Origin of the sequence: Paracoccus litorisediminis (assembly GCF_009711205.1) — a bacterium.
GTDB lineage: Bacteria > Pseudomonadota > Alphaproteobacteria > Rhodobacterales > Rhodobacteraceae > Paracoccus > Paracoccus litorisediminis.
The window spans coordinates 162,951-187,890 of sequence record NZ_WMIG01000004.1; the positions used below are offsets into that span (position 1 = coordinate 162,951).

The 24,940-nt window shown below is 63.4% G+C and carries 20 protein-coding genes; 2 read left to right on the plus strand and 18 right to left on the minus strand.

The window, feature by feature from the left end; all coding sequences use genetic code 11:
* The first annotated feature begins 128 nt into the window (after positions 1 to 128).
* On the plus strand, positions 129 to 2,510 hold the full coding sequence (locus tag GL300_RS10830; RefSeq protein ID WP_155039639.1) for an OmpA family protein: 2,382 nt from the start codon (positions 129 to 131) through the stop codon (positions 2,508 to 2,510).
* Positions 2,511 to 2,564: 54 nt separating this feature from the next.
* Here GL300_RS10830 and phoB read toward each other — a convergent pair whose 3' ends face one another.
* The 7 genes from phoB to aroC form a co-directional block, all read right to left on the minus strand.
* Positions 2,565 to 3,254, minus strand: coding sequence for a phosphate regulon transcriptional regulator PhoB (gene phoB, locus GL300_RS10835; protein ID WP_155039640.1), 690 nt, complete (start codon positions 3,252 to 3,254; stop codon positions 2,565 to 2,567).
* Positions 3,255 to 3,258: 4 nt separating this feature from the next.
* Positions 3,259 to 3,981, minus strand: a complete 723-nt coding sequence (gene phoU, locus GL300_RS10840) for a phosphate signaling complex protein PhoU (RefSeq protein WP_155039641.1) — start codon at positions 3,979 to 3,981, stop codon at positions 3,259 to 3,261.
* A gap of 22 nt (positions 3,982 to 4,003) precedes the next feature.
* Positions 4,004 to 4,801, minus strand: coding sequence for a phosphate ABC transporter ATP-binding protein PstB (pstB, locus tag GL300_RS10845; protein WP_155039642.1), 798 nt, complete (start codon positions 4,799 to 4,801; stop codon positions 4,004 to 4,006).
* A gap of 21 nt (positions 4,802 to 4,822) precedes the next feature.
* The gene (gene pstA, locus GL300_RS10850) at positions 4,823 to 6,169 is read right to left on the minus strand and encodes a phosphate ABC transporter permease PstA (RefSeq protein ID WP_155039643.1); all 1,347 of its coding nucleotides are present in this window, start codon (positions 6,167 to 6,169) and stop codon (positions 4,823 to 4,825) included.
* Entirely contained in the window at positions 6,166 to 7,356 is a 1,191-nt protein-coding gene (gene pstC, locus GL300_RS10855) for a phosphate ABC transporter permease subunit PstC (RefSeq protein ID WP_155039644.1), read from the minus strand. The genes pstA and pstC overlap by 4 nt, the downstream gene beginning before the upstream one ends.
* Positions 7,357 to 7,421: 65 nt before the next feature.
* A complete protein-coding gene (locus GL300_RS10860; protein ID WP_155039645.1) occupies positions 7,422 to 8,453 on the minus strand; it encodes a substrate-binding domain-containing protein in 1,032 nt (343 codons plus the stop codon).
* Positions 8,454 to 8,600: 147 nt separating this feature from the next.
* Positions 8,601 to 9,701 (minus strand): chorismate synthase, encoded by a 1,101-nt coding sequence (aroC, locus tag GL300_RS10865; RefSeq protein WP_155039646.1) that lies wholly within the window; start codon positions 9,699 to 9,701, stop codon positions 8,601 to 8,603.
* 524 nt (positions 9,702 to 10,225) lie between these two features.
* On the opposite strand from aroC, the gene GL300_RS10870 reads away from it, so the two are divergent.
* Positions 10,226 to 10,576, plus strand: a complete 351-nt coding sequence (locus GL300_RS10870) for a BrnA antitoxin family protein (RefSeq protein WP_343043005.1) — start codon at positions 10,226 to 10,228, stop codon at positions 10,574 to 10,576.
* Between the two features lie 86 nt (positions 10,577 to 10,662).
* On the opposite strand, the gene GL300_RS10875 is transcribed toward GL300_RS10870, so the two are convergent.
* The 11 genes from GL300_RS10875 to GL300_RS10925 form a co-directional block, all read right to left on the minus strand.
* A complete protein-coding gene (locus GL300_RS10875) occupies positions 10,663 to 11,334 on the minus strand; it encodes a bleomycin resistance protein (RefSeq protein WP_211595034.1) in 672 nt (223 codons plus the stop codon).
* A gap of 145 nt (positions 11,335 to 11,479) precedes the next feature.
* Positions 11,480 to 13,012 (minus strand): arylsulfatase, encoded by a 1,533-nt coding sequence (locus GL300_RS10880; RefSeq protein ID WP_246195147.1) that lies wholly within the window; start codon positions 13,010 to 13,012, stop codon positions 11,480 to 11,482.
* Between the two features lie 324 nt (positions 13,013 to 13,336).
* Positions 13,337 to 16,669 carry a carbamoyl-phosphate synthase large subunit gene (gene carB, locus GL300_RS10885; RefSeq protein WP_155039648.1) on the minus strand — a complete coding sequence of 1,111 codons (3,333 nt, stop codon included), beginning with the start codon at positions 16,667 to 16,669 and terminating at the stop codon, positions 13,337 to 13,339.
* Between the two features lie 284 nt (positions 16,670 to 16,953).
* The gene (locus tag GL300_RS10890; RefSeq protein ID WP_155039649.1) at positions 16,954 to 17,994 is read right to left on the minus strand and encodes a M10 family metallopeptidase C-terminal domain-containing protein; all 1,041 of its coding nucleotides are present in this window, start codon (positions 17,992 to 17,994) and stop codon (positions 16,954 to 16,956) included.
* A gap of 149 nt (positions 17,995 to 18,143) precedes the next feature.
* Positions 18,144 to 18,863 (minus strand): sulfate/molybdate ABC transporter ATP-binding protein, encoded by a 720-nt coding sequence (locus GL300_RS10895; RefSeq protein ID WP_155039650.1) that lies wholly within the window; start codon positions 18,861 to 18,863, stop codon positions 18,144 to 18,146.
* Between the two features lie 15 nt (positions 18,864 to 18,878).
* Positions 18,879 to 19,778 (minus strand): sulfate ABC transporter permease subunit CysW, encoded by a 900-nt coding sequence (gene cysW, locus GL300_RS10900; RefSeq protein WP_155039651.1) that lies wholly within the window; start codon positions 19,776 to 19,778, stop codon positions 18,879 to 18,881.
* Entirely contained in the window at positions 19,771 to 20,613 is an 843-nt protein-coding gene (gene cysT / locus GL300_RS10905; RefSeq protein ID WP_155039652.1) for a sulfate ABC transporter permease subunit CysT, read from the minus strand. The genes cysW and cysT overlap by 8 nt, the downstream gene beginning before the upstream one ends.
* 3 nt (positions 20,614 to 20,616) lie before the next feature.
* On the minus strand, positions 20,617 to 21,585 hold the full coding sequence (locus GL300_RS10910; protein WP_170297659.1) for a sulfate ABC transporter substrate-binding protein: 969 nt from the start codon (positions 21,583 to 21,585) through the stop codon (positions 20,617 to 20,619).
* A gap of 465 nt (positions 21,586 to 22,050) precedes the next feature.
* Positions 22,051 to 22,413: a cell division protein ZapA gene (locus tag GL300_RS10915; protein ID WP_155039779.1), complete on the minus strand. Its 363-nt coding sequence runs from the start codon at positions 22,411 to 22,413 to the stop codon at positions 22,051 to 22,053.
* Positions 22,414 to 22,417: 4 nt separating this feature from the next.
* Positions 22,418 to 23,005 (minus strand): hypothetical protein, encoded by a 588-nt coding sequence (locus GL300_RS10920; protein WP_211595038.1) that lies wholly within the window; start codon positions 23,003 to 23,005, stop codon positions 22,418 to 22,420.
* Positions 23,006 to 23,138: 133 nt separating this feature from the next.
* The gene (locus GL300_RS10925) at positions 23,139 to 24,863 is read right to left on the minus strand and encodes a BCCT family transporter (protein ID WP_155039653.1); all 1,725 of its coding nucleotides are present in this window, start codon (positions 24,861 to 24,863) and stop codon (positions 23,139 to 23,141) included.
* Positions 24,864 to 24,940 lie beyond the last annotated feature (77 nt).

The following is a 24,940-nucleotide window of genomic DNA, read 5'->3' on the forward strand; positions in this document are numbered from 1 at the left end:
CCGGTTTTTCCCTGCTCGGCGGAATGCAGCTTGCTCACTTGGCGGTCACAAGCTTGTTCATGAACCGGGCATCCGTGGGTCGGTTATGGTGCGACCGGCTTTACGCGTCCATCGGAAAAGGAACCGAAATGCGTCGCATATTGAAGACAACAACAGCCATCGTGACCAGCATCTCGCTGGTCCTGCCGCAGCTTGCTGTGGCTCAGGCTGATCCGCAAAATCAAGAACAGATCATCCTGCAACAGAAGAAGCTGCAGCAGCAGAAAGAACAGCAGGAGAAACAACAGGAAAAGCAGCGCCGCCAACACGAGCAGAAGCAAAAGCAGCAGGCCGCCAACCGCGACGAAAAGCCCGACGAGCAGCGCCCGCGCGAGGAAAAGCCACGCCGTGAGCGCCCCGCGGATCAGGCCGAAGAGCACCAGCCCAAGCAGCAGCGCAAGCATCAGGCGCAGGACGACGACGCCCCGCGCAAGCCCAAGCATCAGGCGGAACCCGAGGCGCGCCGCGACGAGCAGCCCGAGCAGGCCCGCCAGAAGCCCCGCCAGCAGCAGGCGCAGGATGATGATGCGCCGCGCAAACCCAAGCAGCAGGCCGAACCCGAGGGCCGCCAGCCCGAGGGCGAGCGTCAGAAGCCCCGCCAGCAGGAAGCGCAGGACGACGCGCCCCGCAAGCCCAAGCATGAGGCTGAGCCCGAGTCGCGTCGGAAACAGGCCGATGAGGATCAGCCGAAGCCGCGCCAGAACCGCGAGGACCGTGCCGCGGACCCGGAACCGCGCCGCAATGCTGACGATCGCGACGGTGACCGCAATCGCCGCGAGGATGCCGAGCAGCGCTCGCGCCGTGAGGCGAACGATGACAATCCCGATCGTCGCGCCACCCCGGCCATTCCGGCGGTTCCGGCCTCGGAAAACCCGGAAGGGCGCGCCCGACCGGCGACCCCGGCCGAGCCTGCCCGCGACGCCCAGCGTGACCGCGCGCAGGATGAGCCCCAGCGCGAAGGCGAAAAGCGCAAGGACCATGACAAGCGCCCGGCCAATATCGAGGAACTGCGCCGCGCGATGGAGGCTGACAAGCAGAAGGACGACCAGCCGCGCCGCGACCGCCCCCGCGCCGATGACGACCAGCGCGACCGCCGCCCCGAGCCGGAACAGGCCCGTCGCGACGACGATGGCAAGCCGCGCGAGAAGCTGACCTCGGACGAGCTCAAGCGTCGTCTGGATCGCGGCGACGGCGAGGCCCGCGTTCAGGCCCCCGAGGCACGCCATCGCGACAATGACGTGACCCGCCGCGCCGCTGAAAAGAAAGCCCCGACCGCGGCCGCCGCTCTGGTCGGCGATGGCAAGGGTGAGGTTTCGGAACGCCGGGTGACGCGCGACAACGCCCGCCGCTCGGATCAGGATTTCCGGACCCGGATTCAGGATGGCGACAATCGCGACAGCGACGACCTGCGCCGCAATCTGGAACGCCGCGAACGGGAACTGCGCGAGGATGAGACCCGCGCTGACCGCCGCGAACGCGCGCTGGATCGTCGGGACGACCAGCTGGATCGTCGGGACGATCAATGGGACCGCGAGCGCGATCGCAACCGTGATCGCGATGAAGCGCGCGATAATGATGACGACGACAATGACACGCTGAAAACCGTGGGCGCGCTGCTGCTGGCGGGCGCTGCGGGCATGGCCGTTGGCAAGATGCTGGACGGGCGGCAGGTCGCGCTGAACACCGGCGACCGCGTGGTCATGACCATGCCGGACGGCAGCCAGCAAATCGTGCGTGATGACAATGCGCTGCTGTATCAGCCCGGCTCGAACGTGCAGACCGAGACCTTCCAGGACGGCTCGACCCGCACCACCGTGCTGCGCGAGGATGGCAGCCGCGTCGTCACCATCCGCGATGCCAATGCCAATATCCTGCGCCGGACGCTGATCCGCCGGGACGGAACGCAGGTGCCGCTGATCAACGATACGGCGGCGCAGCCGGTCCGCGTCTCGACCCTGCCGAAGCCGAAGCCGGTCGAATATTACGACCGCCCGCTGCAGGAAGACGAGTTGCGTACTGCGCTGCTGCAGGAATCCGCAGCCGACCGTCGCTTCACGCTGGGTCAGATCCGCGACATTCCCGAGGTGCGCGCGCTTGTCGCCCCGGTGAACGTGCCGCAGATCACCTATGATACCGGCTCGGCGGCGCTGGCCTCAAGCCAGGCGGAACAGCTCTCGACGCTGGGCAAGGTCATCACCGATGCCATCGCCCAGAACCCGAACGAGATGTTCATGATCGAAGGCTATACCGATGCCGTCGGATCGAAGGCGTCGAACCTGGCGTTGTCGGATCGCCGCGCGGAATCGCTGGCCCTTGCCTTGACCGAGTATTTCCAGGTTCCCCCGGAAAACATGGTCGTGCAGGGCTATGGCGAGGATTTCCTGCTGGTGCCCAGCGACGGGCCGCAGCGCGAAAACCGCCGCGTCGGCGTGCGCCGGATCACCGACCTGCTGGAACAAAGCGGCAGCTGAAAATGCAAAACCGCGGGGGCGACCCCGCGGTTTTTTCGTCAGATACGGTCGCGATCAGCCCAGCGAGTAGCCAGTGCCGCGCACCGTGCGAACGGGGTTGTCGCCGCCATTCACCATCAGCGCCTTGCGCAAGCGGCCGACATGCACATCGATGGTGCGGGTATCGACATAGATGTCGCGACCCCAGACCCGGTCCAGAAGCTGCTCACGCGTCCAGACGCGGCCCGGCTTTTCCATCAGGGTGGACAGCAGACGGAACTCGGTCGGCCCCAGATGCAGGGTCTGCCCACCGCGAAAGACCCGATGTTCGCCCGCATCAAGGATGATATCGGCGAACGACAACCGTTCGCCCATCGTCGCGGGACGGGTACGGCGCAACTGCGTGCGCAGACGCGCCATCAGCTCGACCACGGAATAGGGTTTGACGACATAGTCGTCGGCCCCGGTTTCCAGGCCACGCACGCGGTCGACTTCCTCGGATCGCGCGGACAGCATGATGATCGGGATCTGGCGGGTGGCGGGATCGGCCTTGACCCGACGACAGACCTCGATGCCGCTGACATTCGGCAGCATCCAGTCCAGCACGATCAGGTCGGGCTGTTCCTCGGCGACCAGCAGCATGGCCTCATCGCCGTTTTCGGCCATGACGACCGAGAACCCTTCGGCTTCGAGGTTGTATTTCAGAACCTCGCGCTGAGCGCCCTCGTCCTCGACGACCAGCACGCAGGGTTGGGTCTGCGCCATGATGTCAGTCCTCGCCTTCGTTCAGGGTCGCGCGGGTGACGCTGTCGCTTTTCGGGCGGGCATCCTCGGGCAGTTCGCCGGTCGCCAGATAGATCACCTGTTCGGCAATGCCGGTGGCGTGGTCGCCCATGCGCTCGATGTTCTTGGCGATGAAGTGCAGATGCATGCAGGCGGTGATGTTGCGCGGGTCTTCCATCATGTAGGTCAGGAATTCGCGGAACAGCGCGTTGTACATCTGGTCGACTTCCAGATCGCGCTTGCGCACATCGGCAGCCAAGGCGGCGTCGCGCTGGATATAGGCGTCCAGCGCATCCTTCATCATGCCCTCGACAGTCTGCGACATCCGCCGCAGCGCCATGCCCGAGCTTTCGACGGCGGGCATATGGACCAGCACATGGCTGCGCTTGGCGATGTTCTTGGCGTAATCGCCGACGCGTTCCAGAATGGCCGAGATCTTGATGACGGTCAGCGCCATGCGCAGATCAGTCGCGCGAGGGGCACGCAGCGCGATCAGGCGGGCGGCTTCCTCGTTGATCTGGTGCTCAAGCTCATCCACGGCCTTGTCGCGGCGGCGGACATCCTCGGCCAGTTCCTCGTCGCGGGTTTCCAGCGCGATAGCGGCATCGTGGATGGCGCTTTCGACCATCCCGCCCATCTTGACGACAAGCGCCTGGACGGTTTCCAGATCGCGGTCGAAAGCGGACATGATATGACGTTCGGTGGTCATGGAAATTCCTTTCGGGACCGGATCAGCCGATGCGGCCGGAAATGTAGCTTTCCGTGCGCGGGTCGTGCGGACGGGTGAAAATGTCATCCGTATTGCCGAACTCCACCAGATTCCCCAGGTGGAAGAAGGCGGTCTTCTGGCTGACGCGCGCGGCCTGCTGCATCGAGTGGGTGACGATCACCACCGAGAATTCCGAACGCAGCTGGTCGATCAGATCCTCGACCTGGCTGGTGGCGATGGGGTCCAGCGCCGAGCAGGGTTCGTCCATCAGCAGCACCTCGGGCTGGGTGGCGACGGCGCGGGCGATGCACAGACGCTGCTGCTGACCGCCGGAAAGGCCGGTGCCGGGTTCGGCCAGACGGTCCTTGACCTCATTCCACAGGGCGGCGCCGCGCAGCGACTTCTCGACGATCTCGTCAAGCTCGGTGCGGTTGCGGGCCAGACCGTGGATGCGCGGGCCGTAAGCCACGTTGTCATAGATCGACTTCGGGAAGGGGTTCGGCTTTTGGAACACCATGCCGACGCGGGCGCGCAGCTGCACCGGGTCCACGCGCTTGTCGTAGATGTCCTCGCCGTCAAGGGCGATGCGGCCCTCGACCCGGCAGCTGTCGATCGTGTCGTTCATGCGGTTCAGGCAGCGCAGGAAAGTCGACTTCCCGCAGCCCGAGGGTCCGATGAAGGCGGTCACGGTCTTGTCCTGAATGTCGACATCGACATCCTTGAGGGCGTGTTTCTCGCCGTAATAAACCTGCACCTTGCGGGCGGAAATCTTGATGTCCGTCTGGCTCACGGCGCGCTCCAGGATTCTCATATCGTTCATATTGGTAATTCCTTTCTGGATTTACCACCGGCGCTCGAACTTGCGGCGCAGGAAGACGGCAAAAAGGTTCATGCACAGTAGGAACACAAGCAGGACGATGATCGCCCCCGAGGCACGTTCCATGAAGGCGGGGTCGGCGCGCTGGGTCCAGTTATAGACCTGAACCGGCAAGGCCGAGGCGGGATCGAACAGGCCCGCAGGCGGGGCCGAGGGGAAGTTCTTGACGAAAGCCACCATGCCGATCAGCAACAGCGGCGCGGTTTCGCCCAAGGCCTGCGCCAGACCAAGGATGACCCCGGTCAGGATGCCGGGCGTCGCCAGCGGCAGAACGTGGTGGAACACCGACTGCATCTTGGACGCGCCCACACCCAAAGCCGCATCGCGGATCGAGGGCGGCACGGCCTTGAGTGCGGCACGCGCCGGGATGATGATGCGCGGCAGCGTCATCAGCACCAGCACCAGACCGCCGACGATCGGCGCCGATTGCGGCAGATGGGCGAAGTTGATGAAGGCGGCAAGGCCAAGGATACCGAAGACGATCGAGGGCACGGCCGCGAGGTTCGAGATGTTCACCTCGATAATGTCGGTCAGCCGGTTCTTGGGCGCGAATTCCTCAAGATAGATTGCCGCCGCCACGCCGATCGGCACGGCCAGAAAGAGCACGACCAGCATCATGTAAAGCGAGCCAAGGATGGCCACGCCCACGCCAGCCGCCTCGGGGCGTTGGTCCGACGCATCGGGATTGGTCAGGAAGGCCCAGTTCCATTCCTTGGCCAGCAGACCCTTGTCCTTCAGCGTCTCGGCCAGTTGCAGCTGCGCGGGCGAGGTATTGCTGTCGCGCGCCGCCGATTCCATGGTCACGCGGCCTTTGAAGTAGCCATCGACACGGCCATTCACCAGAACGCGAGCGTCGACGGTCTGGCCGATGACCGAAGGATCGGCCAGCACCATGTTGCGCAGCTGGGCCGACGCTTCCTTCGAGACGAGGTTCGCCACGTCTTTGTCGGTCAGGCCCTCGATGGTGATACCCTGCTTGGCGATCAGATCCTGCACCGACTGGTCCAGAAGCTTGCCATAGGTCAGGGTCATCACCTTCTTGATGTCCTCGATGTCACCATTGCCCTTCTTGTCCAGCTGCGCCGCGTCCAGCGTCACCGGCACATGCAGGAAGGTCTGGCGGAAGGCCCCTGCCCCACCGGCGAAGATGGTGAACAGCAGGACGACCAGCGCCAGAAGCGAGATGATGATGGCGCTCAGGCCATAGGCGCGGAAACGGGCCTCGGCGGCGTTGCGCTTGGCGGTGCGCGCGTCGGGGACCAGCAGCGAGGGGCGCTCGACCGGGGCGGCCGGGTTGGTTGCGTCGGTCATTCGTATTGCTCCCGGTATTTGCGCACGACGTAAAGGGCGAGCACGTTCAGGCCCAGCGTCAGGACGAACAGCGTCAGGCCAAGCGCAAAGGCGACCAGCGTTTCGGGTGCCGAGAAATCGGTGTCGCCGGTCAGCTGGCTGACGATCTTCACGGTGATGGTGGTCATCGCCTCGAACGGGTTCAGGCCCATCTTGGCGGCGGCACCCGCGCCAAGCACCACGATCATCGTCTCGCCAATGGCGCGGCTGGCAGCCAGCAGGATCGCGCCGACAATGCCCGGAAGGGCTGCGGGCAGGACGACCTTGCGCACGGTTTCGGACTTGGTCGAACCAAGGCCAAGCGCGCCGTCGCGCAAGGACTGCGGAACGGCGTTGATGATGTCATCGGAAAGCGAGCTGACAAAGGGGATCAGCATGATGCCCATGACCAGACCCGCGGTCATCACGGACGAACCCGAGGTGCCAAGGCCCAGCGGCTGGGCGAAATAGTCGCGCAGCAAGGGGCCGACGGTGATCAGGGCGAACAGGCCATAGACGATGGTCGGGATACCGGCCAGCACCTCGATCAGGGGCTTGGCCACGCTGCGCATCCGCGGCGAGGCATATTCCGACATGTAGATCGCGGCGAACAGCCCGATCGGGATCGAGACCGCCAGCGCGATCATCGAGATATACAGCGTGCCCCAAAGCAGTGGCAGCATCCCCAGTTGCGAACCACCGCCGAAGCGGGGCGACCAGGTCGTGCCAAAGAAGAATTCTTTCCAGGGGTATTGGGTAAAGAAATGCCCGGTCTCGAACAGCATCGACAGGACAATGCCCGCCGTGGTCAGGATTGCGATGCTGGAGCACAGGATCAGCAGACCGCGAACGAACGCCTCGACGGCGTTGCGGGCGCGGAAGTCAGGCGCGGTGCGGCCAAGCGACAGGAAGAGCCCTGCCCCCGCCAGAACCAACGAGACCCCGGCCAGAACCATGCGGTTCACATCCGGTTGCGCAAAAAGCCAGATCGCGATCAGGAACAGGGCAGGTACAGCGGTAAACAGCGCGATGTTCCAGCCATAATAGCCGGTGCGCGAATGCAGCTTGCGGGAATCGCCACCGACCGCCGCGAGAACACGCGAGCGGCCGATGAGAAATCCAGCGGCTGCCAGGGCCAGGACGATCAGCAAGGTCCAGGATGCAGGCATGTGAGCCTCGGATTGGGGAGGGAAGGAAGGGAAGCGGCGCGGGGGCGGCCCCCGCGCCGAAGGGGTCAGTTGGTCAGGGTCGTCTCATTGGCGACGGCGCCCTGGGTCGCGGCCAGTTCCGGGTCCGAAACCAGGCCATAGGCGGCCAGCGGGCCTTCCGGGCCAGCCAGTTCATCCGAGACGAAGAATTCGACGAACTCTTTCAGGCCCTGGATTTCGGTCAGGTGGGCTTTCTTCACATAGAAGAACAGCGGGCGCGAAACCGGGTATTCGCCCTTGGCGATGGTCTCGGTCGAGGGGACGACGCCACCGAACGTGCCGACCTTCAGCTTGTCGGTGTTGTTTTCGTAGAAGGACAGGCCAAAGACGCCGATGCCGTTCTTGGCCGACTGGATGCGGGCCAGGGTCTCGGTGTAGTCGCCGTCGATATCGACCGATTTGCCGTCGGTGCGCAGCGTGGCGCAGGCCTTGGCGGCGGCTTTCTCGTCAGCCAGCGCGGTCTTGAAAGCTTCCTCGGCGCCCGATTCCTTGCAGCCGGCGTGGATCACTTTTTCTTCGAAAACTTCGCGGGTGCCGTGCTTGGTGCCCGGAACGAAGGCCAGGATGTCCTGATCCGGCAGGTCGGCGCGGATCTCGCTCCATTTGGTGTAGGGGTTGGCGACAAGCTGGCCGTCCTTGACGACCTGGGCCGACAGCGCGTTGAACCAGTCCGAGGCGGTGAACTGGAAATCATTCCCGGCGATGTCGCTGGCAAAGACGATCCCGTCATAGCCGATGCGGACTTCCATGATGTCGCTGACGCCGGCGGCCTTGCAGGCCTCGACTTCCGAGGATTTGATCGGACGCGACGAGTTGGCGATGTCGATGGTGTTTTCACCGACGCCTTCGCAGAATTTCTTCAGGCCGGCCGAGGAACCGCCCGATTCCACGACCGGGGTCGGGAAGTCGGTGTTCTCTCCAAAGGCTTCGGCGACGATCGTGGCATAGGGCAGCACGGTCGAGGAACCGGCGACCTGGATCTGGTCGCGCGCAGTGGCGACGGTCGCCGAAGCGGCGATCATGGCAAGGGCCGACACGGCGAGTTTCGCGGATTTCATAGGATCACTCCTGAACATTTCCTGTGGCCGGGATCGGCCTGCGCGATCCCTAGTGTCGTGGTGCGACGCTTATGCAAAGGAACTATGACAGCCATGTGACAATACCGCCGAAAACGTCCCGACGGCAAGAAAGCTGTGGAAAAACCCCTAGCCGATCCGCCCCCGCTGGCCGCCGGTCTGGGCGCGGTCCAGCAGCAGATGGTCCAGCACCACGCAGGCGGCCATGGCCTCGGCAATGGGAACGGCGCGGATGCCGACGCAAGGGTCGTGCCGGCCCTTGGTGATCAGCTCGATTTCCTCGCCCTTCTGGTTGATGGTCTGGCGCGGCGTCAGGATCGAGCTGGTCGGCTTGACCGAGAAGCGGACGACAATGTCCTGCCCGGTCGAGATGCCCCCCAGAATCCCGCCGGCATGGTTCGACAGGAAACGCGGCCCGTCATTGCCCATGCGGATTTCGTCGGCGTTCTCGGTCCCGGTCAGGGCGGCGGCTGCCATGCCCTCGCCGATCTCGACGCCCTTCACGGCGTTGATCGACATCATCGCGGCAGCCAGATCGGTATCGAGCTTGGCATAGACCGGCGCGCCCAGACCCGCAGGGCAGTTCTGGATCAGCACCTCGATCGCCGCGCCGACGCTGTTCTGGTCCTTGCGGATGGCATTGAGATAATCCTCCCATGCCGGAACGGCCGATGCGTCGGGAAGGAAGAAGGGGTTGTTGCCGATTTCCTCGGCGTCGAAATTCGCACGGTCCAGATGCAGGTTGCCCATCTGGATCATGTAGCCGGTGATCTTCAGACCGGGAGCCAGTTCGCCCAGCACCGCCTGCGCCACGCCGCCCGCGGCGACCCGCGCCGCGGTTTCCCGCGCACTGGAACGCCCGCCGCCGCGATAGTCGCGGATGCCGTATTTCAGGTGATAGGCGATATCGGCATGACCGGGGCGGAAGGCTTGGGCGATCTCGCCATAGTCCTTGCTGCGCTGGTCGGTATTCTCGATCATCAACTGGATCGGCGTGCCGGTGGTCTTGCCTTCAAAGACGCCGGACAGGATGCGGACCTGATCCGGCTCCTGCCGCTGAGTGGTGAATTTCGAAGTGCCGGGGCGGCGGCGGTCCAGGAATTGCTGGATGAATGCCTCGTCCAAAGGGACGCCGGGGGGGCAGCCGTCGACCGTAGCGCCAAGCGCGGGCCCGTGGCTTTCGCCCCAGGTGGTGAAGGTGAAGACGCGGCCGAAAGTGTTGAAGCTCATGGTTCTGCCCCTTTTTGCGCTGCGATAAACGGGCGGGCCGCGTCAGGCAACGGCTAATCCTGATACTGGTATGGAGAAATTTGACATGACGAATCAGGCAGGTCGAAATTATTCCATTTTACATCATGCATTTGATAATATTCGGCAGCGCTAGGCCCCGATTTGTGCGATGATGCAGGCGCAGCACGTTCTGCAACCGCAATGGCGATTTGCCCGGAATCAGCCGGGACGGACATCCAGGAACACCCACTTCTTCGTGCTTGTGGTGGGGTGCGGAGAAGAGGTGAGGGAGGGCGCGGGCCGGAGACACCCGCGCCCTTTCCCCTCCCCCGAACCGCCCGCGCAGCGTGTCCTACATAACAGGCAACGCGCGTCGCATTCCCCCGTGCTGCGCAATTGTTGCCGAGTTTTGGGCGCGGAGCGGACAATGGCCAGCAAGGCGGATGAACAGCGCCGGGTGAATTAACACCATATGGCGGACGTCCTGACGCTGGAATGAGACCTGCATCAGCGGCTGATGGACGATCTGTGCATCCCCCAGGAATGGCACGAGATCACCCGCAGAAGGGCCAGTCAAAAAAACCCGCGTGACGATCCGGCTGGACGAGGAGATCGTGCGGTTCTTTCGCTCGACCGGAGACGACTGGCAGCCTCGGCTGAACTGGGTGCTGTCGGTCTGGATGCATGCCCGGCTGGCCGGGATGAACCGGGGCACCAAGACGGGGGATTACATGAGGCGCCGGGTCGAGGAATATCTGGACGGCCCCCGCCCGTGCTGGGGCGAGTTGCAACGGCTGAAGGACGAGGTGCTGGACGCGGAACGGGCGGCCTCGGCGGTGCGGCGAGTGGAGTTGGATGGGCGGAGGGGGAAGTAGGAGGTTGCGAGCGACGCTCATGGCCTATTGTGGGCATTCGACCTTCAGTTGATCACTCCCAAAGCGCCGCACTCTGACGGGACCGTTCATTCGTCTGCTGCGAATCTCAGCAGATAGCCGTCTGGATCCTGGACGAGGAATTCTCTGCAGATTGACCAGTTTTCTCCGACACGGTAGCGCTTTTCTTCGATCGGGCGGTAAAGCTTCCACCCGGCGTGGGTCAGGCTTTCGACGAGAGGGTCGAGACTATCGACCTGCATCTGAAAATTGATCCCGCGACCGAATGGGACTTGCAGCTCCGCAGTCTCCCATTCGCCGTTTGCGCGGCACAACATGATCTGAATCGCACCACGCTGGAGATAGGCAAAGCCAGCCTCTTTCCTCGAATAGGCGACCTGAAATCCCAGGAGGTCACACCAGAAGGCAAGGCTCCGGTCGAGGTCGGTGACGGAAAGCTCGGGCACGAGCGCCGCAAACCCGCCTTCGGGGTGTCCGCCATCGGAAGCAGCGCTGTTGCGGGCCAGCTGGTCCATCATGTTTTCCCCCTGCTCGATGCTGATCGAACCGTAGCTGAGATACCCCGGCATTGAAATGTGGCGGAACGATGTGGACGCATGCTTCCAGACTGCAGAACCGAGATGCTCAAAGCACATACGCGAGTGGCTGGTCTCCTGTGACCACGTCAGCCAGAAATGCCGCACTTTTGGTGCATCAATGTCGGCATCGCGTGCCTGCCGCTTCGAGCCCGTTGCCGACATTCTCCGGTATCGCAGCGAATGCGCAGCCCATCTGTGCCGCCCCTGCACTGATGCAATCGGCACGGCCCTCTGGCGTTTGGGCCACGCAGCAGTTGGCAATAAAAATCCCCCAGCCCGCTTAGACCGGGGGTTCTTGCTTCAAGCATCACTTCCCGCCAGCAGAAATCGCCTTCATCGTTTCGTCGATGTCGAACTCGAAACTGGCCATGCGCGGTGGATATTCCTGCAGCGACTTAACCAGCCCTGCGACCACCTGCATCAGCGGGTTGAACATCCACGAGCGATCCTCAAGCCAGGTCTCATAACCGCGCGACTGGGTGAAACGCTCGAACGGGTCCAGCTTGAGGTTGATCAGCAGCGGGATGACAAAGTCCTGCCTTGTGCCGCCGAACCAGCCGTCCTGAGACTTGAACAGCAGCTTGTAATCGCCATAGCGGACGCCCTGAAGCGTGGTTTCGGTGAAGTAGGGGAATTCCTTGCGGTTACTCGGGCCGGTGGCGGTGATCAGCGGTGTCTGATCATAGCCGTCGAGATGGATCTTCTCGAAAGTCTTGTTGCCGGCCGTATAGCTGGTGAGCAGCTTTTCCTTCACGTCGGGTTGGCCCAACTGCGACATGATCGTGGGAATCCAGTCCTCCATGGTCATGAATTCGCCAGTCGTACGACCTGCAGGAATGACGCCCGGCCATTTGACCATCATCGGTACCCGGAAGCCGCCCTCATAGCCGCCGACGCCCTTTTCGCCGCGGAACGGGTGGTTGCCGCCATCCGGCCATGCCACGGAATATGCGCCGTTATCGGTCGAGAACATCACCATGGTATTGTCCGCGACGCCGAGGTCGTCGAGCAGCTTGAGCAACTCGCCGACGGTGTCGTCCATCTCCATGACGCCATCGGCATAGCGGCCGTAGCCACTTTTGCCCAGATACTTCTCGGACAAATGGGTGTGCAGGTGCGTCCGGATCGTATTGTGCCAGACGAAGAACGGTTTGTCGGCCTTGACCGCATCCGTGATGAAGCGCTTGGATTCCGCTAGGAAATCGGAATCAAGCGTCTTCTGGCGTTCGGCACCGAAAGGGCCTTTGTCTTCGATTTTCTGAGTGCCATCGGCCTGAGCCCAGGAATGGATGATGCCGCGTTCCTCGGCCAGACCAAGCGCCGCCGGGTCTTTGGGATAGTCGTATTCCTCGTAATATTCGCCCGCATTCAGGTGATAGAGGATGCCGAAGAACTCATCGAAGCCATGCGCGGTGGGCAGATGCTCGTCGCGGTCGCCAAGGTGGTTCTTACCGAATTGGCCGGTGGCATAGCCCAGCGGTTTCAACAGTTCCGCCAAAGTCGGGTCAGCGGCGTTCATGCCTTGCTCGGCGCCGGGAAGGCCGACCGTGGCAAGGCCGACGCGGATCGGATACTGGCCGGTGATGAAGGACGCCCGCCCTGCCGTACAGGAGGGTTGGGCGTAGTGGTCCATGAACAGCATCCCCTCATTGGCGATGCGGTCGATATTCGGGGTCGTGCCGCCCATCATCCCCCGGCGATAGGCCGAGAGGTTCCACATTCCGACATCGTCACCCCAAATCACGAGGATATTGGGCTTCTTCGCGTCCTGCGCATAGGCCGGCATGGCGAATGCCACAGCGGCCGACACGGCCAATGTCTGTAATGATCTAAGACTCATCATGCTCACCTGTTTTTACGGAAAGACAAAAACAGGCCAACACGTCGCAGGTTGAATCCAAGAATGCGTGATGGGTTAGGACCTTAGCTACGACCGCTGATCCGGTTTTGCCGCGATTGCGGTACTGCGCCGCCGTCAGTCCGCTTTGGCGCAGAAGCATGTTCGGAGACCATCAGCGGCGCCACATTTTACAGGTGCAGCGACCGACATTGGCCGGTCGGGTTGACTGCAACCAACATAAACGATCGGTCTGAACCGGAAACGACAAAGGGCCTCTCAGATGAGAGGCCCTTCGGTGTTACATCATGAATAGCGGAGAGGCCGTCAGGCCTGCAGCGAGCGCACCCCGACTTCCCCTTCACCGCGCGACTTGATCGCGGCCACGGCGGCGATGCTGCCTGCGGCAGTGGTGTAGTAGGGGATCTTGTCGTTCAGGGCGACGGCCCGGATCTCGCGGCTGTCGGCGATGGCCTGGGTGCCTTCGGTGGTGTTCAGGACCATGACGATTTCACCGTCTTTCAGGCGGTCGACGACGTTCGGGCGGCCCTCATAGACCTTGTTGACCAGAACAGTTTCGACCCCTGCCCCGCGCAGGAACTCGGCGGTGCCGCGGGTGGCGATCAGGGTGAAGCCCATCGTGGTCAGATCACGTGCGGCCTCGGCCAAGGCCTCGGACTTGTCGGCATCCTTGACCGAGACGAAGACCAGACCGCTATCGGGCAGTTGCGTCCCCGCGCCCATCTGCGCCTTCAGGAAGGCGCGGGCGAAGGTGCGGTCCCAGCCCATGACTTCGCCGGTCGAGCGCATCTCCGGGCCAAGCAGGGTGTCGACGCCGGGGAAGCGGGCGAAGGGCAGCACGGCCTCTTTGACCGAGAACCAAGGCGTGTTCGGGTCGGCCAGCGTCAGCGGGTCGGCGAAGGGCAGCGCGGTTTCCGGGCCGACGCCTTCCGGGTAGGCGGCGCGGGCCGGGAAGTTCGACATCGGCTCGCCAGCCATCAGGCGCGCGGCGATGGACGCGATCGCGCTGTCGGTGGCCTTGGCGACGAAGGGCACGGTGCGCGAGGCGCGCGGGTTGACCTCAAGCACGTAGATCACGCCGTCCTTGATCGCGAACTGCACGTTCATCAGGCCGACGACGTTCAGCGCCTTGGCCATGGCCACGGTCTGGACCTTGATCTCGGCGATGGTGGCAGCATCCAGCGTGTGCGGCGGCAGCGAGCAGGCGCTGTCGCCCGAATGGACCCCAGCTTCCTCGATATGCTCCATGATGCCCGCGACATGGACGGTCTTGCCGTCCGAAAGCGCGTCCACGTCAACCTCGATCGCGCCGGACAGGTAGCTGTCGAGCAGGACGGGGCTATCGCCCGAGACCTTCACGGCCTCGCGGATGTAGCGGTTCAACTGGTCCATGTCGCGCACGATTTCCATCGCGCGGCCGCCCAGCACGTAGGAGGGGCGGATGACCAGCGGGAAGCCGATGCGACCGGCGATCTCGATGGCTTGCGCGTCGGTCGAGGCGATGCCGTTGATCGGCTGCTTCAGGCCCAGATCGTTCAGCAGTTTCTGGAAACGCTCGCGATCTTCGGCCAAGTCGATGGCGTCCGGCGTGGTGCCGAGGATCGGGATACCTTCCTCTTCCAGCGCGTTCGCCAGTTTCAGCGGGGTCTGGCCGCCGAACTGGACGATGACGCCGTGCAGCGTGCCGTTTTCCTGCTCGATGCGCAGGATTTCCAGCACATGCTCCAGCGTCAGCGGCTCGAAATACAACCGGTCCGAGGTGTCGTAATCGGTCGACACCGTTTCCGGGTTGCAGTTGATCATGATGGTTTCATAGCCAGCCTTGGTTAGTGCAAAGCAGGCATGGCAGCAGCAGTAGTCGAACTCGATGCCCTGACCGATGCGGTTCGGGCCGCCACCAAGAATCACGACCTTCTTGCGGTCGCTGGGGCGGGCCTCGTTTTCGACATCGCCCATCGCCGGGGCTTCATAGGTCGAATACATGTAGGGCGTCTGGGCCTCGAACTCGGCGGCGCAGGTGTCGATGCGCTTGAAGACCGGGTGCAGGTCCAGCGCACGGCGCGACTTGCGGACGGCGGCTTCCGACTGGGCCGAAAGGTTCGCCAGACGCGCATCGGTAAAGCCCATCATCTTGAGCTTGCGCAGCGCGTCCAGATCCTTGGGCAGGCCGTTTTCGCGCACGGCGTTCTCGGCATCGACGATCTCGCGCAGGCGGGCCAGGAACCACGGGTCAAAGGCGGTGGCGTGCTGGATCTCGTCGTCCGACAGCCCTTCGCGCATGGCTTGCGCGATCAGGCGCAAGCGGTCCGGGGTCTGGGCACTGATCGCCTTGATGACCGCCGATTTCTCGGGTGCGCCGGGGATCTCGATCTCATCCAGACCGGTCAGCCCGTTCTCCATCGAGGTCAGAGCTTTTTGCAGCGACTCGTGGAAGGTGCGACCGATGGCCATGACCTCGCCCACCGACTTCATCGCCGTGGTCAGCTCCGGCTTCGAGCCCGGGAATTTCTCAAACGCAAAGCGCGGGATCTTGGTCACGACATAGTCGATCGAGGGCTCGAACGACGCCGGCGTCACCTTGGTGATGTCGTTGTCCAGCTCGTCCAGCGTATAGCCGACGGCCAGTTTCGCCGCGATCTTGGCAATCGGGAAGCCGGTCGCCTTGGAGGCCAGAGCGGACGAACGCGACACGCGCGGGTTCATCTCGATCACGACCATGCGGCCGTCCTTCGGGTTCACCGCCCATTGCACGTTCGAGCCGCCGGTCTCGACGCCGATCTCGCGCAGTACGGCGATCGAGCCGTTCCTCATGCGCTGATACTCGCGGTCGGTCAGGGTCAGCGCGGGGGCGACGGTGATCGAGTCGCCGGTATGGACGCCCATCGGATCGACGTTCTCGATCGAGCAGACGATGATGGCGTTGTCGGCGCGGTCGCGGACGACCTCGAATTCATATTCCTTCCAGCCCAGCAGCGATTCATCGACCAGAATCTGCGCGACGGGCGAGGCTTCCAGCCCCGAGCGCACGATGCGTTCGTAATCGTCGCGGTTATAGGCGACGCCCCCGCCGGTGCCGCCCAGCGTGAAGGCGGGACGAATGATCGCCGGCAGGCCGATCTCTTCCAGATCGGCAAGCGCCTGCGCGATGCCGGCATTGATGTCGTATTTGCCGTTCGACAGCTTCGGCGCGGCAACGATGGTCGCGCGCGGATTTTCCAGCCCGATGCGGTCCATGGCCTCGCGGAACAGCTTGCGGTCCTCGGCCATCTCAATGGCGGCGCGCTGCGCGCCGATCAGCTCGACGCCGTAGCGGTTCAGGACGCCCGCATCTGCCAGAGCCAGTGCGGTGTTCAGGCCGGTCTGTCCGCCCATCGTGGGCAGCAGCGCGTCGGGGCGTTCCTTGGCAATGATCTTTTCGACCATTTCCGGGGTGATCGGCTCGATATAGGTGGCATCGGCCATTTCCGGGTCGGTCATGATCGTCGCCGGGTTCGAGTTCACCAGGATGACCCGGTAGCCTTCCTCACGCAAAGCCTTGCAGGCCTGAGCCCCGGAATAGTCGAACTCGCAGGCCTGACCGATGACGATGGGTCCGGCGCCGATGATCAGGATGGATTTGATATCGGTTCTTTTCGGCATGTCGGCATCCTCGGGCTGGCGGCTGATAAATCGACCGGGGTTATAGCCATGGCAAGCCAAGGCGCAAGGGTCAGAACCGACCCCCTGCCAAAAATCGCCTTCCTGTCGGTGACGGAAGTTATCGGTTGCGCCTTGGCGCGAGCCCGCGACGCAGAACCGAGAGCCTAGAATCGACCCGCCGGGAACTGCAAGCTGAAAGGTTGACGGGTGCGATCAATCCCGCCCGTCAGAAATGCGCCGCGCCCAGAACAGGCAAAGGACCGACCAACCGGGTGCGGCACGATTCACAAGATGAAGTCGTTGGCGGTCAGATTGTGCACACCGTTCAGGCGGATCACCGCCTCGGCCGCGGGGTCGCCATCTACATCGATGCTTATTACCGTCATATCGTCGGCTGTGCCGGCCCGGTCGTAGGTCCGGAACGACACCTCGCCATGGCCCGAGATGCCGATTCCGGCACGGCCGTTGAACTGGAATGCCTGATCCCCCGCCCAGCCGGACGCGGCGTCGATGCGCGAAAGGTCGATCCTGTCCTGCCCACGGGTGAAATCGGTGATCGTGTCGGTCGTGCCAGGGCGCAGGCCAAGATCCGAGATCGTCGCAAAGATAAAGGCATCGGCCCCCACCCCGCCGGTCAGCCGGTCCGTGCCTGTTCCGCCCATCAACCTGTCATTGCCGGCGCCCCCGGTCAGCTGATCCTGACCAGCACCGCCAAGCAACCCGTCGACGCCCGCCCCGCCGAGCAGTTTGTCGTCCCCCTGTCCACCTTCAAGCGTATCATTGCCCCCATTGCCGAACATCAGGTCATTGCCAGCATAACCCTGTGCACGATCCTGATAGCCGCCAAGATCGAAACGGTCATTGCCCGCCAATGCCCGGCCAAACAACTCGCGGTCGTCCTGCGTGCCCGAAGTGCTTGTCGCCCGGTAGAACTCGGCCCCCGAGACCGAGATTCCGGTGACGTAGAGATGGTCGTAATAGTCCTCGCCATTGATCGAAGCGGCCTGGAAAAAGCCCGTGACCGTACCCGAAACGATCTCGCCCCTGCCATTGGCGCGCAAGCCATGCCCGGCAACCACGTTGAGGAAGTAAAGCCCGGCCACGTCATACTTGACCATCTGGAGGTCCTCGTAGGTCCGCCCGAGAATCTCCAGATCTTGGTTATTATAGAAAGCGGAATCGCCCCAATAAAGTTCGTTGAGGTCCACCTCCTTCTGATCAAAGGGAAGAAAGGTCTGAACTCTTGCCATTTCTAAATAACATCCTGTCAAATGGGACGCGAGGGTGGCAACGCCGTGCCGCGCAAGGGAACGCGCCCGGATCATGCCCCCGCGCGGTCAATGAAGACCGGGACGGCAGCTCAGTTCAACCTATCCAAATAGCATAATATTTATAAATTTTTCAGCATGGATATCGCGCAAACGAAAAGCCCGGCCATTCGTGGCAGGGCCTTGGCAGGGGGATATCCGGACCGTCAGGCCTCGATGAACTCACGCACAAAGGGCGTGGCGGGACGGGCGCGGATGTCCTGCGGACGGCCGACCTGTTCGATCTTGCCCATGGACATGACGACGACCAGATCGGCCAGTTCCATCGCCTCGTCCTGGTCATGGGTGACGAAGATCGTGGTCAGGCCGGTGGTGTCGTGGATCTCGCGCAGGCCGTGGCGCAGCTCCTTGCGGACGCGGGCATCCAGCGCGCCGAAGGGCTCATCCAGCAGCAGCATGCGCGGCTCGATCGCCAAGGCACGGGCCAGGGCCACGCGTTGACGCTGACCGCCGGACAGCTGGCTGGGGAAGCGCTTGGCGATCTGCGGCAGCTGGATCAGCTCCAGCAGCTTGGTCACGCGGCGCTCGATCTCGGCTTCCGGCGGACGCGAGCGGCGGGGCCGCGCGCGCAGGCCATAGGCGATGTTCTCGAACACGGTCATGTGGCGGAACAGCGCGTAGCTTTGGAAGACGAAGCCCGCACGGCGCTCCTGCACCGACATGCCGGTGGCGTCCTGCCCGTCATACAGCACCCGCCCCGAGGACGGGAATTCCAGCCCGCCCAGAATGCGCAGCAGCGTCGTCTTGCCCGAGCCGGACGGCCCCAGCAGCGCCACCAGCGCCCCCGAGGGAATGGCCAGGCTGACCGGATGCAGCGCGGTCGTCGCGCCGAAGCTCTTGGCGATTTCGTCGATCTCGATATGCATGGGAACCTCGGGCAATCAGTGACGGCGGGTTGCGGCAAGCTGGTCGGCGTGACGCCATTCCAGCACGGTCTTGAGCAGCAGCGTCAGCAGCGCCAGGGCCGCAAGGACCCCCGCCATGCTGAAGGCCGCGACCGAAAGATACTCGTTATAGAGCATCTCGATGGTGATCGGCATGGTCGCGGTCTGGCCCCGGATCTTACCCGAGACAACGGCGACTGCACCGAATTCGCCCATGGCGCGGGCGTTGCACAGAAGCACGCCGTAAAGCAGCGCCCATTTGATATTGGGCAGGGTCACGGTCAGGAACACCCGCCAGCCGGAAGCGCCGAGCGTCAGCGCGGCCTCTTCCTCGGAGCGGCCCTGCTCGATCATCACCGGGATCAGTTCACGGGCGACGAAGGGGAAGGTAACAAAGACCGAGGCCAGCACGATCCCCGGCAGCGCAAAGATGATCGGGAAGCCGCTGGCAACCAGCCAACCGCCCAGCAGGCTGTTGCTGCCGAAAAGCAGCACCAAGGCCAGACCGGCGACGACCGGAGAGACGGAAAACGGCAGGTCGATCAGCGTGATCAGGAAGGCCTTGCCACGGAAATCGAACTTGGTGATGACCCAGGCGGCGGCGATACCGAAGATGGCATTGACCGGGACCGCGATGGCCGCGACCAGCAGCGTCAGCTTGATCGCCGACAGCGCCTCGGGCTTGGCCAGCGATTTCACCGCCTCAAGCGCGCCCTTGGCAAAGGCCTCGGCAAAGACCACGGCCAGCGGTGCCAGCACCAGAAATGCCAAGCCGCCCAGCGCGACGGCGATCAGCAGCGCGCGGACCAGCGGGGATTCTTCGGTTACGGGGCGCCATTTATGGGTGGCGCGCTCGGTCGGGGCCAGGAAGGGCTCGTTCAGGGTACTGTCAAACATGTCCGATCCTCCGCCGGCTCCAGATCTGGATGAGATTGATGACGAGAAGCATCGAGAACGAGATCAGCAGCATGGCAATGCCAATGGCCGCCGCGCCGCCGTAGTCGAATTCCTCAAGCTTGATAACGATCAGCAGGGGCGCGATCTCGGTCTTCATCGGCAGGTTGCCGGCGATGAAGATGACCGAGCCGTATTCCCCCACCGCCCGCGCCAGCGACAGCGCGAAACCGGTCAGCGCGGCAGGCAGCAGCATCGGCAGGATCACCCGGTGCATGGTATAGAAGCGCCCTGCCCCCAGCGTGGCCGATGCTTCCTCGACCTCGCTTTCGATCTCGGCGATGACGGGCTGCACGGTGCGGGTGACAAAGGGCAGGCCCACGAAGATCAACGCGATCAGGATGCCCCATTCGGTATAGGCGATCTTCTGGCCCATCGACTTGGCGATGCTGCCGAAAGCGCCGTTCGGGGCGTAAAGCGCGGTCAGCGCGATCCCGGCGACGGCGGTCGGCAGGGCGAAGGGCAGATCAACCACGGCATCGACGATGCGCCGACCCGGAAAGTCGTAGCGCGCCAGCACCCAGGCCAGCAGCGTGCCGAAGACCAGATTGAAAAGCGCGGCAAGGAAAGCCAGCCGGAAGGACAGGTAAAGCGCCGCCCAGACCCGCGGCGTGTTGACCGTGTTCCAGACGCCCTCGGGTCCGTAGCTGATCCCCTTGGCCAGCAGCGCCGCGACCGGCAGGATCACGATCAGCGACAGCATGGTCAGAGTAATTCCCATGCCAAGCCCGAAGCCTGGCATGGGGGATTTCTGCGCGCGGAGCATCGCAAGCGCCATCGGTCACATCCCGGTATAGATCTGGTCGAAGATGCCGCCGTCACCGAAATGCTCGGGCTGCGCTTTTTTCCAGCCACCGAAATCGGCGATGGTCACGAGGTCCAGTTTCGGGAAGCGCTTCACGTCCTCGGGGTTCGCGGCGCTTTCATCCCATGCGCGGTAGTAGTGCTTGAAGGCCAGCGCCTGCCCTTCGGGCGAGTAAAGGAAGTTCAGATAGCCTTCGGCCAGTTTCTTCTGTTCCTCATCGGCGATGTTCTTGTCGACGATCGCGACCGGCGGTTCGGCCAGGATCGAAACCGAGGGCACCACGATGTCGAACTGATCGTCGCCCAGTTCGTTCAGGGCCAGATAGGCCTCGTTTTCCCAAGCCAGCAGCACGTCGCCGATCTCACGCTGGGTGAAGGTCGTGGTCGAGCCACGCGCACCGCTATCCAGCACGGGGACGTGCTTGTAGATGTCGGCCACGAATTGTTTCGGGTCCTTGCCGTTCTTCTCGGCCCAGGCCCATGCGGCCAGATAGTTCCAGCGCGCCCCGCCCGAGGTCTTGGGGTTGGGGGTGATGACCTGAACGTCATCCTTCACCAGATCGTCCCAATCCTTGATGCCCTTGGGGTTCCCCTCGCGCACCAGGAACACGATCGTCGAGGTATAGGGCGAGGAGTTGTGCGGCAGGCGGGCCTGCCAATCGGCGGGCAGCAACCCTTTCTCGGCGATCTTGTCGATATCCGAGGCCAAGGCCAGCGTCACCACCTGCGCCTTGAGCCCGTCGATCACCGCGCGGGCCTGTGCGCCGGAACCACCATGCGAGGTTTCGATGGTCGGAGCCTTGTTGCCATCGGCCTCCCATTTGGCGGCGAAGGCGGCGTTCACGTCGCGGTAAAGTTCGCGCGTCGGGTCATAGCTGACGTTCAGCAGGGTGTTTTCGGCCTGAGCCTGACCACCACCGGCCAGCGACAGCGCACCGACCGTCATCAGCGCGGCCAGAACACGACGCGATCCGAACCCGAAGCAGCGGTCCAGAAGGCTGGGACGCAGCGGATAGCCGGTCATGCTTTTGGTTCCGTCCTGAATCGTCACGCGGCCATCAAGGTGGCGGCGGACAACGCGGCCATGGGCCAGCTGGGTGTCGTTCACGCGAATGGTGCGGATCATGGCGGTCTTCCTTCTCCCGTCGAGGCGCAGGCCCTCATCGCCGTAATTACGACAGGGTTACTCGTTTATTTCAAGAGAAAAGACGAATAAACCAATCGTTTTTAAAGTTATTAATTTTCAACAACTTGTGGCGCTGATTTCGCGATGCCCGGCGGGATTGCGCCGCATTTCACAGCCCGAATCCGGGACTCGCCCCGGATTTAAAAGAGAATCATTTTCCCCTTCGGCACGAAAAAGCCGCGCCCCCGGCAGGGACGCGGCGAAGATTATTCTATGGGCCGAAGGTCACTCGGCCAGCTGTTCCTCGGCCTTCTGGGCCAGGGCTTCGGCCCGTGCGGCCAGTTCGGCCATCGCTTCCGACAGACTGGCGGGGACCACCGGAACCTCGTGGCGCGGCGGATTGGCCTTGAGCCGCCCCAGCTCACGTTCGGCCGAGACCAGCTTGTCCTCAAGCGCCGAGGTGCGATCGGCCAGCATCAGCCCGGCCAGCAGCAGCAGGCGCTGTTCCGGCATCCGGCCCGCCTGCCCCAGAATGGCCTGTGCCTCGGTGTCCAGAAGGTTCGCGGCGCGTTTCAGCAACCGCTCTTCGCCCTCCTGGCAGGCCAGAGTGTAGGATTTGTGTCCGATCGAGAATTCAACCTCGGCCATGGCTTCAGCCCCTCTGCTCATCTGTGGCGTCGCTCATTTCGGCGGCATCGGCATCGGCCATGTCGACATCCGTTGCCGCATCAGAGGGCCGTGCGGGTTCGGGATCGGTGTGACCGGCAGCCGGCCCCACCCCCAACATGCGGTCAAGCGTGTCGATGATCTCGCCCAGCTTGCCGCGTTCGGCCTGACGGGCGGCGCGCAGCGATTCGATCTCGGCCTTCTGGGCGCGGCGGATCGCGTCCTCGGCCAAGGGCCCGTCAGCTTCGACAAGGGCGCGGTTGGCGCTGGTCAGCGCCTCATTCGCGGCGGCCAGTTCGACGGCGCGCTCCTCGGCCTCGGCCAGACGTTCGTTCATCACCTTGAGGCGGGATTCGAACCCCGCCACGGCCGAACTGTGGCTGGCGCGAAGTGCAGCCAGTTCATCGGAAAGGCGCTGATTATGGGCGCGGCTTTCCTGCAATTCGGCAGCAGCCTCGCCACCGCCCGCATCGGGTACCGCGGATCGCAGCAGGGCCGTCCGGTCGATGAAATTGTCGATGCGGTCCAGAGCCGCGATCAGCCGCTTTTCGCTGGCATTCAGGTCGTCTTTCATCGGCCGGAATTCCTTTTCGGGTCGCTGGTCAAGGGCACGGGTTTGTGACTTTTTCGCATCGCTTTGGCTTCATGACAAGGACGGGCAGAGGTAGTGGCCTGCCCGTCTGCGTTTTTATGCTTGCCTGATAGGCTCAGACATTGGCGATCTCGCGTCTTTCGTCCATCAATCCGCGGATTACCGCCCAGACCGCGCCCAGAAGCACGATGGTAAACGGCAGCCCGGTGGACACCGCCATCGCCTGCAAAGCGGTCAGCCCGCCCCCCAGCAGCAGCGCCACCGCGACCAGCCCCTCGAAGCCGCACCAGAAGATGCGCTGTGGGGTCGGTGAGTGGACCTTGCCGCCCGAGCAGATCGTGTCGATCACCAAAGAGCCGGAATCCGCCGAGGTGATGAAGAACACCACCACCAGCACGATGCCGACAAAGCTGCTGATGCCGTGCAGCGGCAGATGGCTGAGCATTTCGAACAGTTGCAGCTCCAGCGCGGCATTGGCGACGCGATCGATGCCGTGCTGGTATTGCGAGATCGCGGTCCCGCCCAACGCCGTCATCCACAGGACCGAGATGATCGAGGGCACGATCAGCACCGCCAGCAGAAATTCCCGCACCGTTCGCCCGCGCGACACCCGCGCGATGAACATGCCGACAAAGGGGGACCAGCTGATCCACCACGCCCAGTAGAACGCCGTCCAGCCCTGTCGGAACTGGTCGTCGGTGCGCCCGAACGGGTTCGACAGCGGCACCAGATCGCGGGTATAGGCCGCGAGATTGGCGAAAAAGCCGCTGACGATCTGGATCGTCGGCCCGGTCAGGATGACGAAAAGCAGCAGCACCAGCGCCAGCAGCATATTGGCGCGCGACAGCATCTGCACGCCCTTGTCCACGCCGGACACGACGCTGATCGTCGCCACCGCGACAATGGCGATGATCAGCACGATCTTGGTCACCATGCCGTCGCCGATCCCGAACAGGAAATGCATCCCCGCCGTCGCCTGCTCGGCCCCGAAGCCCAGCGAGGTGGCAAGACCAAAGACCGTGGCAAAGACCGCAAGGATGTCGATGACATGGCCGGGCCAACCCCAGATCCTTTCGCCAAAGATCGGGTAAAAGACCGAGCGCATGGTCAACGGCAGCCCCTTGTTGAAACTGAACAGCGCCAAGGCCAACGCCACCACGGCATAGATCGCCCAAGGGTGCAGCCCCCAGTGAAAGATGGTCGCGGCCATCGCCAGCCGGCGCGATTCCAGCGCATTCCCCTCGGCCCCGTTCAGCGGTGCGCTGTCGACCCGGACGCCGTTCTCCAGCACCTGCCCGGCATAGGCGTCGCTGTAATGGCTGAGCGGCTCGGACACGCCATAGAACATCAGCCCGATCCCCATGCCCGCCGCAAACAGCATCGCGAACCAGCCGTTGCGGGTGAAATCGGGCGTGGCATGCGGCCCACCCAGCCGGATGCTGCCCAAGGGCGACAGGATCAGGCAAAGACACAGCAGCACAAAGACATTGCCCGCCAGCATGAAGAACCAGTCCAGATTGCCGGTCAGCCAGCCTCTGAGGCTGATGAAGAACAACTCGGAACCGCTGGGCTGGGCCACGCCGTCGATCGCGGCCTGCGCCGTGAACCATTGCAGCGCCAGCGTGCCCAGCGTGAAGATCACAATGGTCACCGCCGAGACGCTGAAGACGACATGATGCACATCAAAGGGCAGCACACCTTCACGCGCGATATTGTCCTGACCGATTTCGTAATCCGTCTCGATGATCGCTGTTGGACCTTCGGGGGCGGGCAGCGCATCGACACCGTCGGCAGCGGTATCGGTGGCGCTCTCGCTCGCGCCCTTTGCGGTATCGGTCATGCGCTCTCCTTGGTGCGGCAGGAAGTCTGGACTTCAGGACGGCGGTGAAAGGATCGGTTTTTCGCGCGCTTATCTTT

What these genes read in the sequence shown, in the direction of transcription:
- GL300_RS10875 (WP_211595034.1), bottom strand. Translation starts at nt 11,334, where the DNA reads ATGTCGGCAACGGGCTCGAAGCGGCAGGCACGCGATGCCGACATTGAT.
- cysT (WP_155039652.1), bottom strand. Translation starts at nt 20,613, where the DNA reads ATGGCGCTTGCGATGCTCCGCGCGCAGAAATCCCCCATGCCAGGCTTC.
- GL300_RS10920 (WP_211595038.1), bottom strand. Translation starts at nt 23,005, where the DNA reads ATGAAAGACGACCTGAATGCCAGCGAAAAGCGGCTGATCGCGGCTCTG.
- pstB (WP_155039642.1), bottom strand. Translation starts at nt 4,801, where the DNA reads ATGAACGATATGAGAATCCTGGAGCGCGCCGTGAGCCAGACGGACATC.
- phoU (WP_155039641.1), bottom strand. Translation starts at nt 3,981, where the DNA reads ATGACCACCGAACGTCATATCATGTCCGCTTTCGACCGCGATCTGGAA.
- pstC (WP_155039644.1), bottom strand. Translation starts at nt 7,356, where the DNA reads ATGCCTGCATCCTGGACCTTGCTGATCGTCCTGGCCCTGGCAGCCGCT.
- GL300_RS10895 (WP_155039650.1), bottom strand. Translation starts at nt 18,863, where the DNA reads ATGCATATCGAGATCGACGAAATCGCCAAGAGCTTCGGCGCGACGACC.
- phoB (WP_155039640.1), bottom strand. Translation starts at nt 3,254, where the DNA reads ATGGCGCAGACCCAACCCTGCGTGCTGGTCGTCGAGGACGAGGGCGCT.
- GL300_RS10915 (WP_155039779.1), bottom strand. Translation starts at nt 22,413, where the DNA reads ATGGCCGAGGTTGAATTCTCGATCGGACACAAATCCTACACTCTGGCC.
- GL300_RS10925 (WP_155039653.1), bottom strand. Translation starts at nt 24,863, where the DNA reads ATGACCGATACCGCAAAGGGCGCGAGCGAGAGCGCCACCGATACCGCT.
- GL300_RS10910 (WP_170297659.1), bottom strand. Translation starts at nt 21,585, where the DNA reads ATGACGGTCGGTGCGCTGTCGCTGGCCGGTGGTGGTCAGGCTCAGGCC.
- GL300_RS10880 (WP_246195147.1), bottom strand. Translation starts at nt 13,012, where the DNA reads ATGAGTCTTAGATCATTACAGACATTGGCCGTGTCGGCCGCTGTGGCA.
- pstA (WP_155039643.1), bottom strand. Translation starts at nt 6,169, where the DNA reads ATGACCGACGCAACCAACCCGGCCGCCCCGGTCGAGCGCCCCTCGCTG.
- GL300_RS10890 (WP_155039649.1), bottom strand. Translation starts at nt 17,994, where the DNA reads ATGATCCGGGCGCGTTCCCTTGCGCGGCACGGCGTTGCCACCCTCGCG.
- cysW (WP_155039651.1), bottom strand. Translation starts at nt 19,778, where the DNA reads ATGTTTGACAGTACCCTGAACGAGCCCTTCCTGGCCCCGACCGAGCGC.
- carB (WP_155039648.1), bottom strand. Translation starts at nt 16,669, where the DNA reads ATGCCGAAAAGAACCGATATCAAATCCATCCTGATCATCGGCGCCGGA.
- GL300_RS10860 (WP_155039645.1), bottom strand. Translation starts at nt 8,453, where the DNA reads ATGAAATCCGCGAAACTCGCCGTGTCGGCCCTTGCCATGATCGCCGCT.
- GL300_RS10830 (WP_155039639.1), top strand. Translation starts at nt 129, where the DNA reads ATGCGTCGCATATTGAAGACAACAACAGCCATCGTGACCAGCATCTCG.
- aroC (WP_155039646.1), bottom strand. Translation starts at nt 9,701, where the DNA reads ATGAGCTTCAACACTTTCGGCCGCGTCTTCACCTTCACCACCTGGGGC.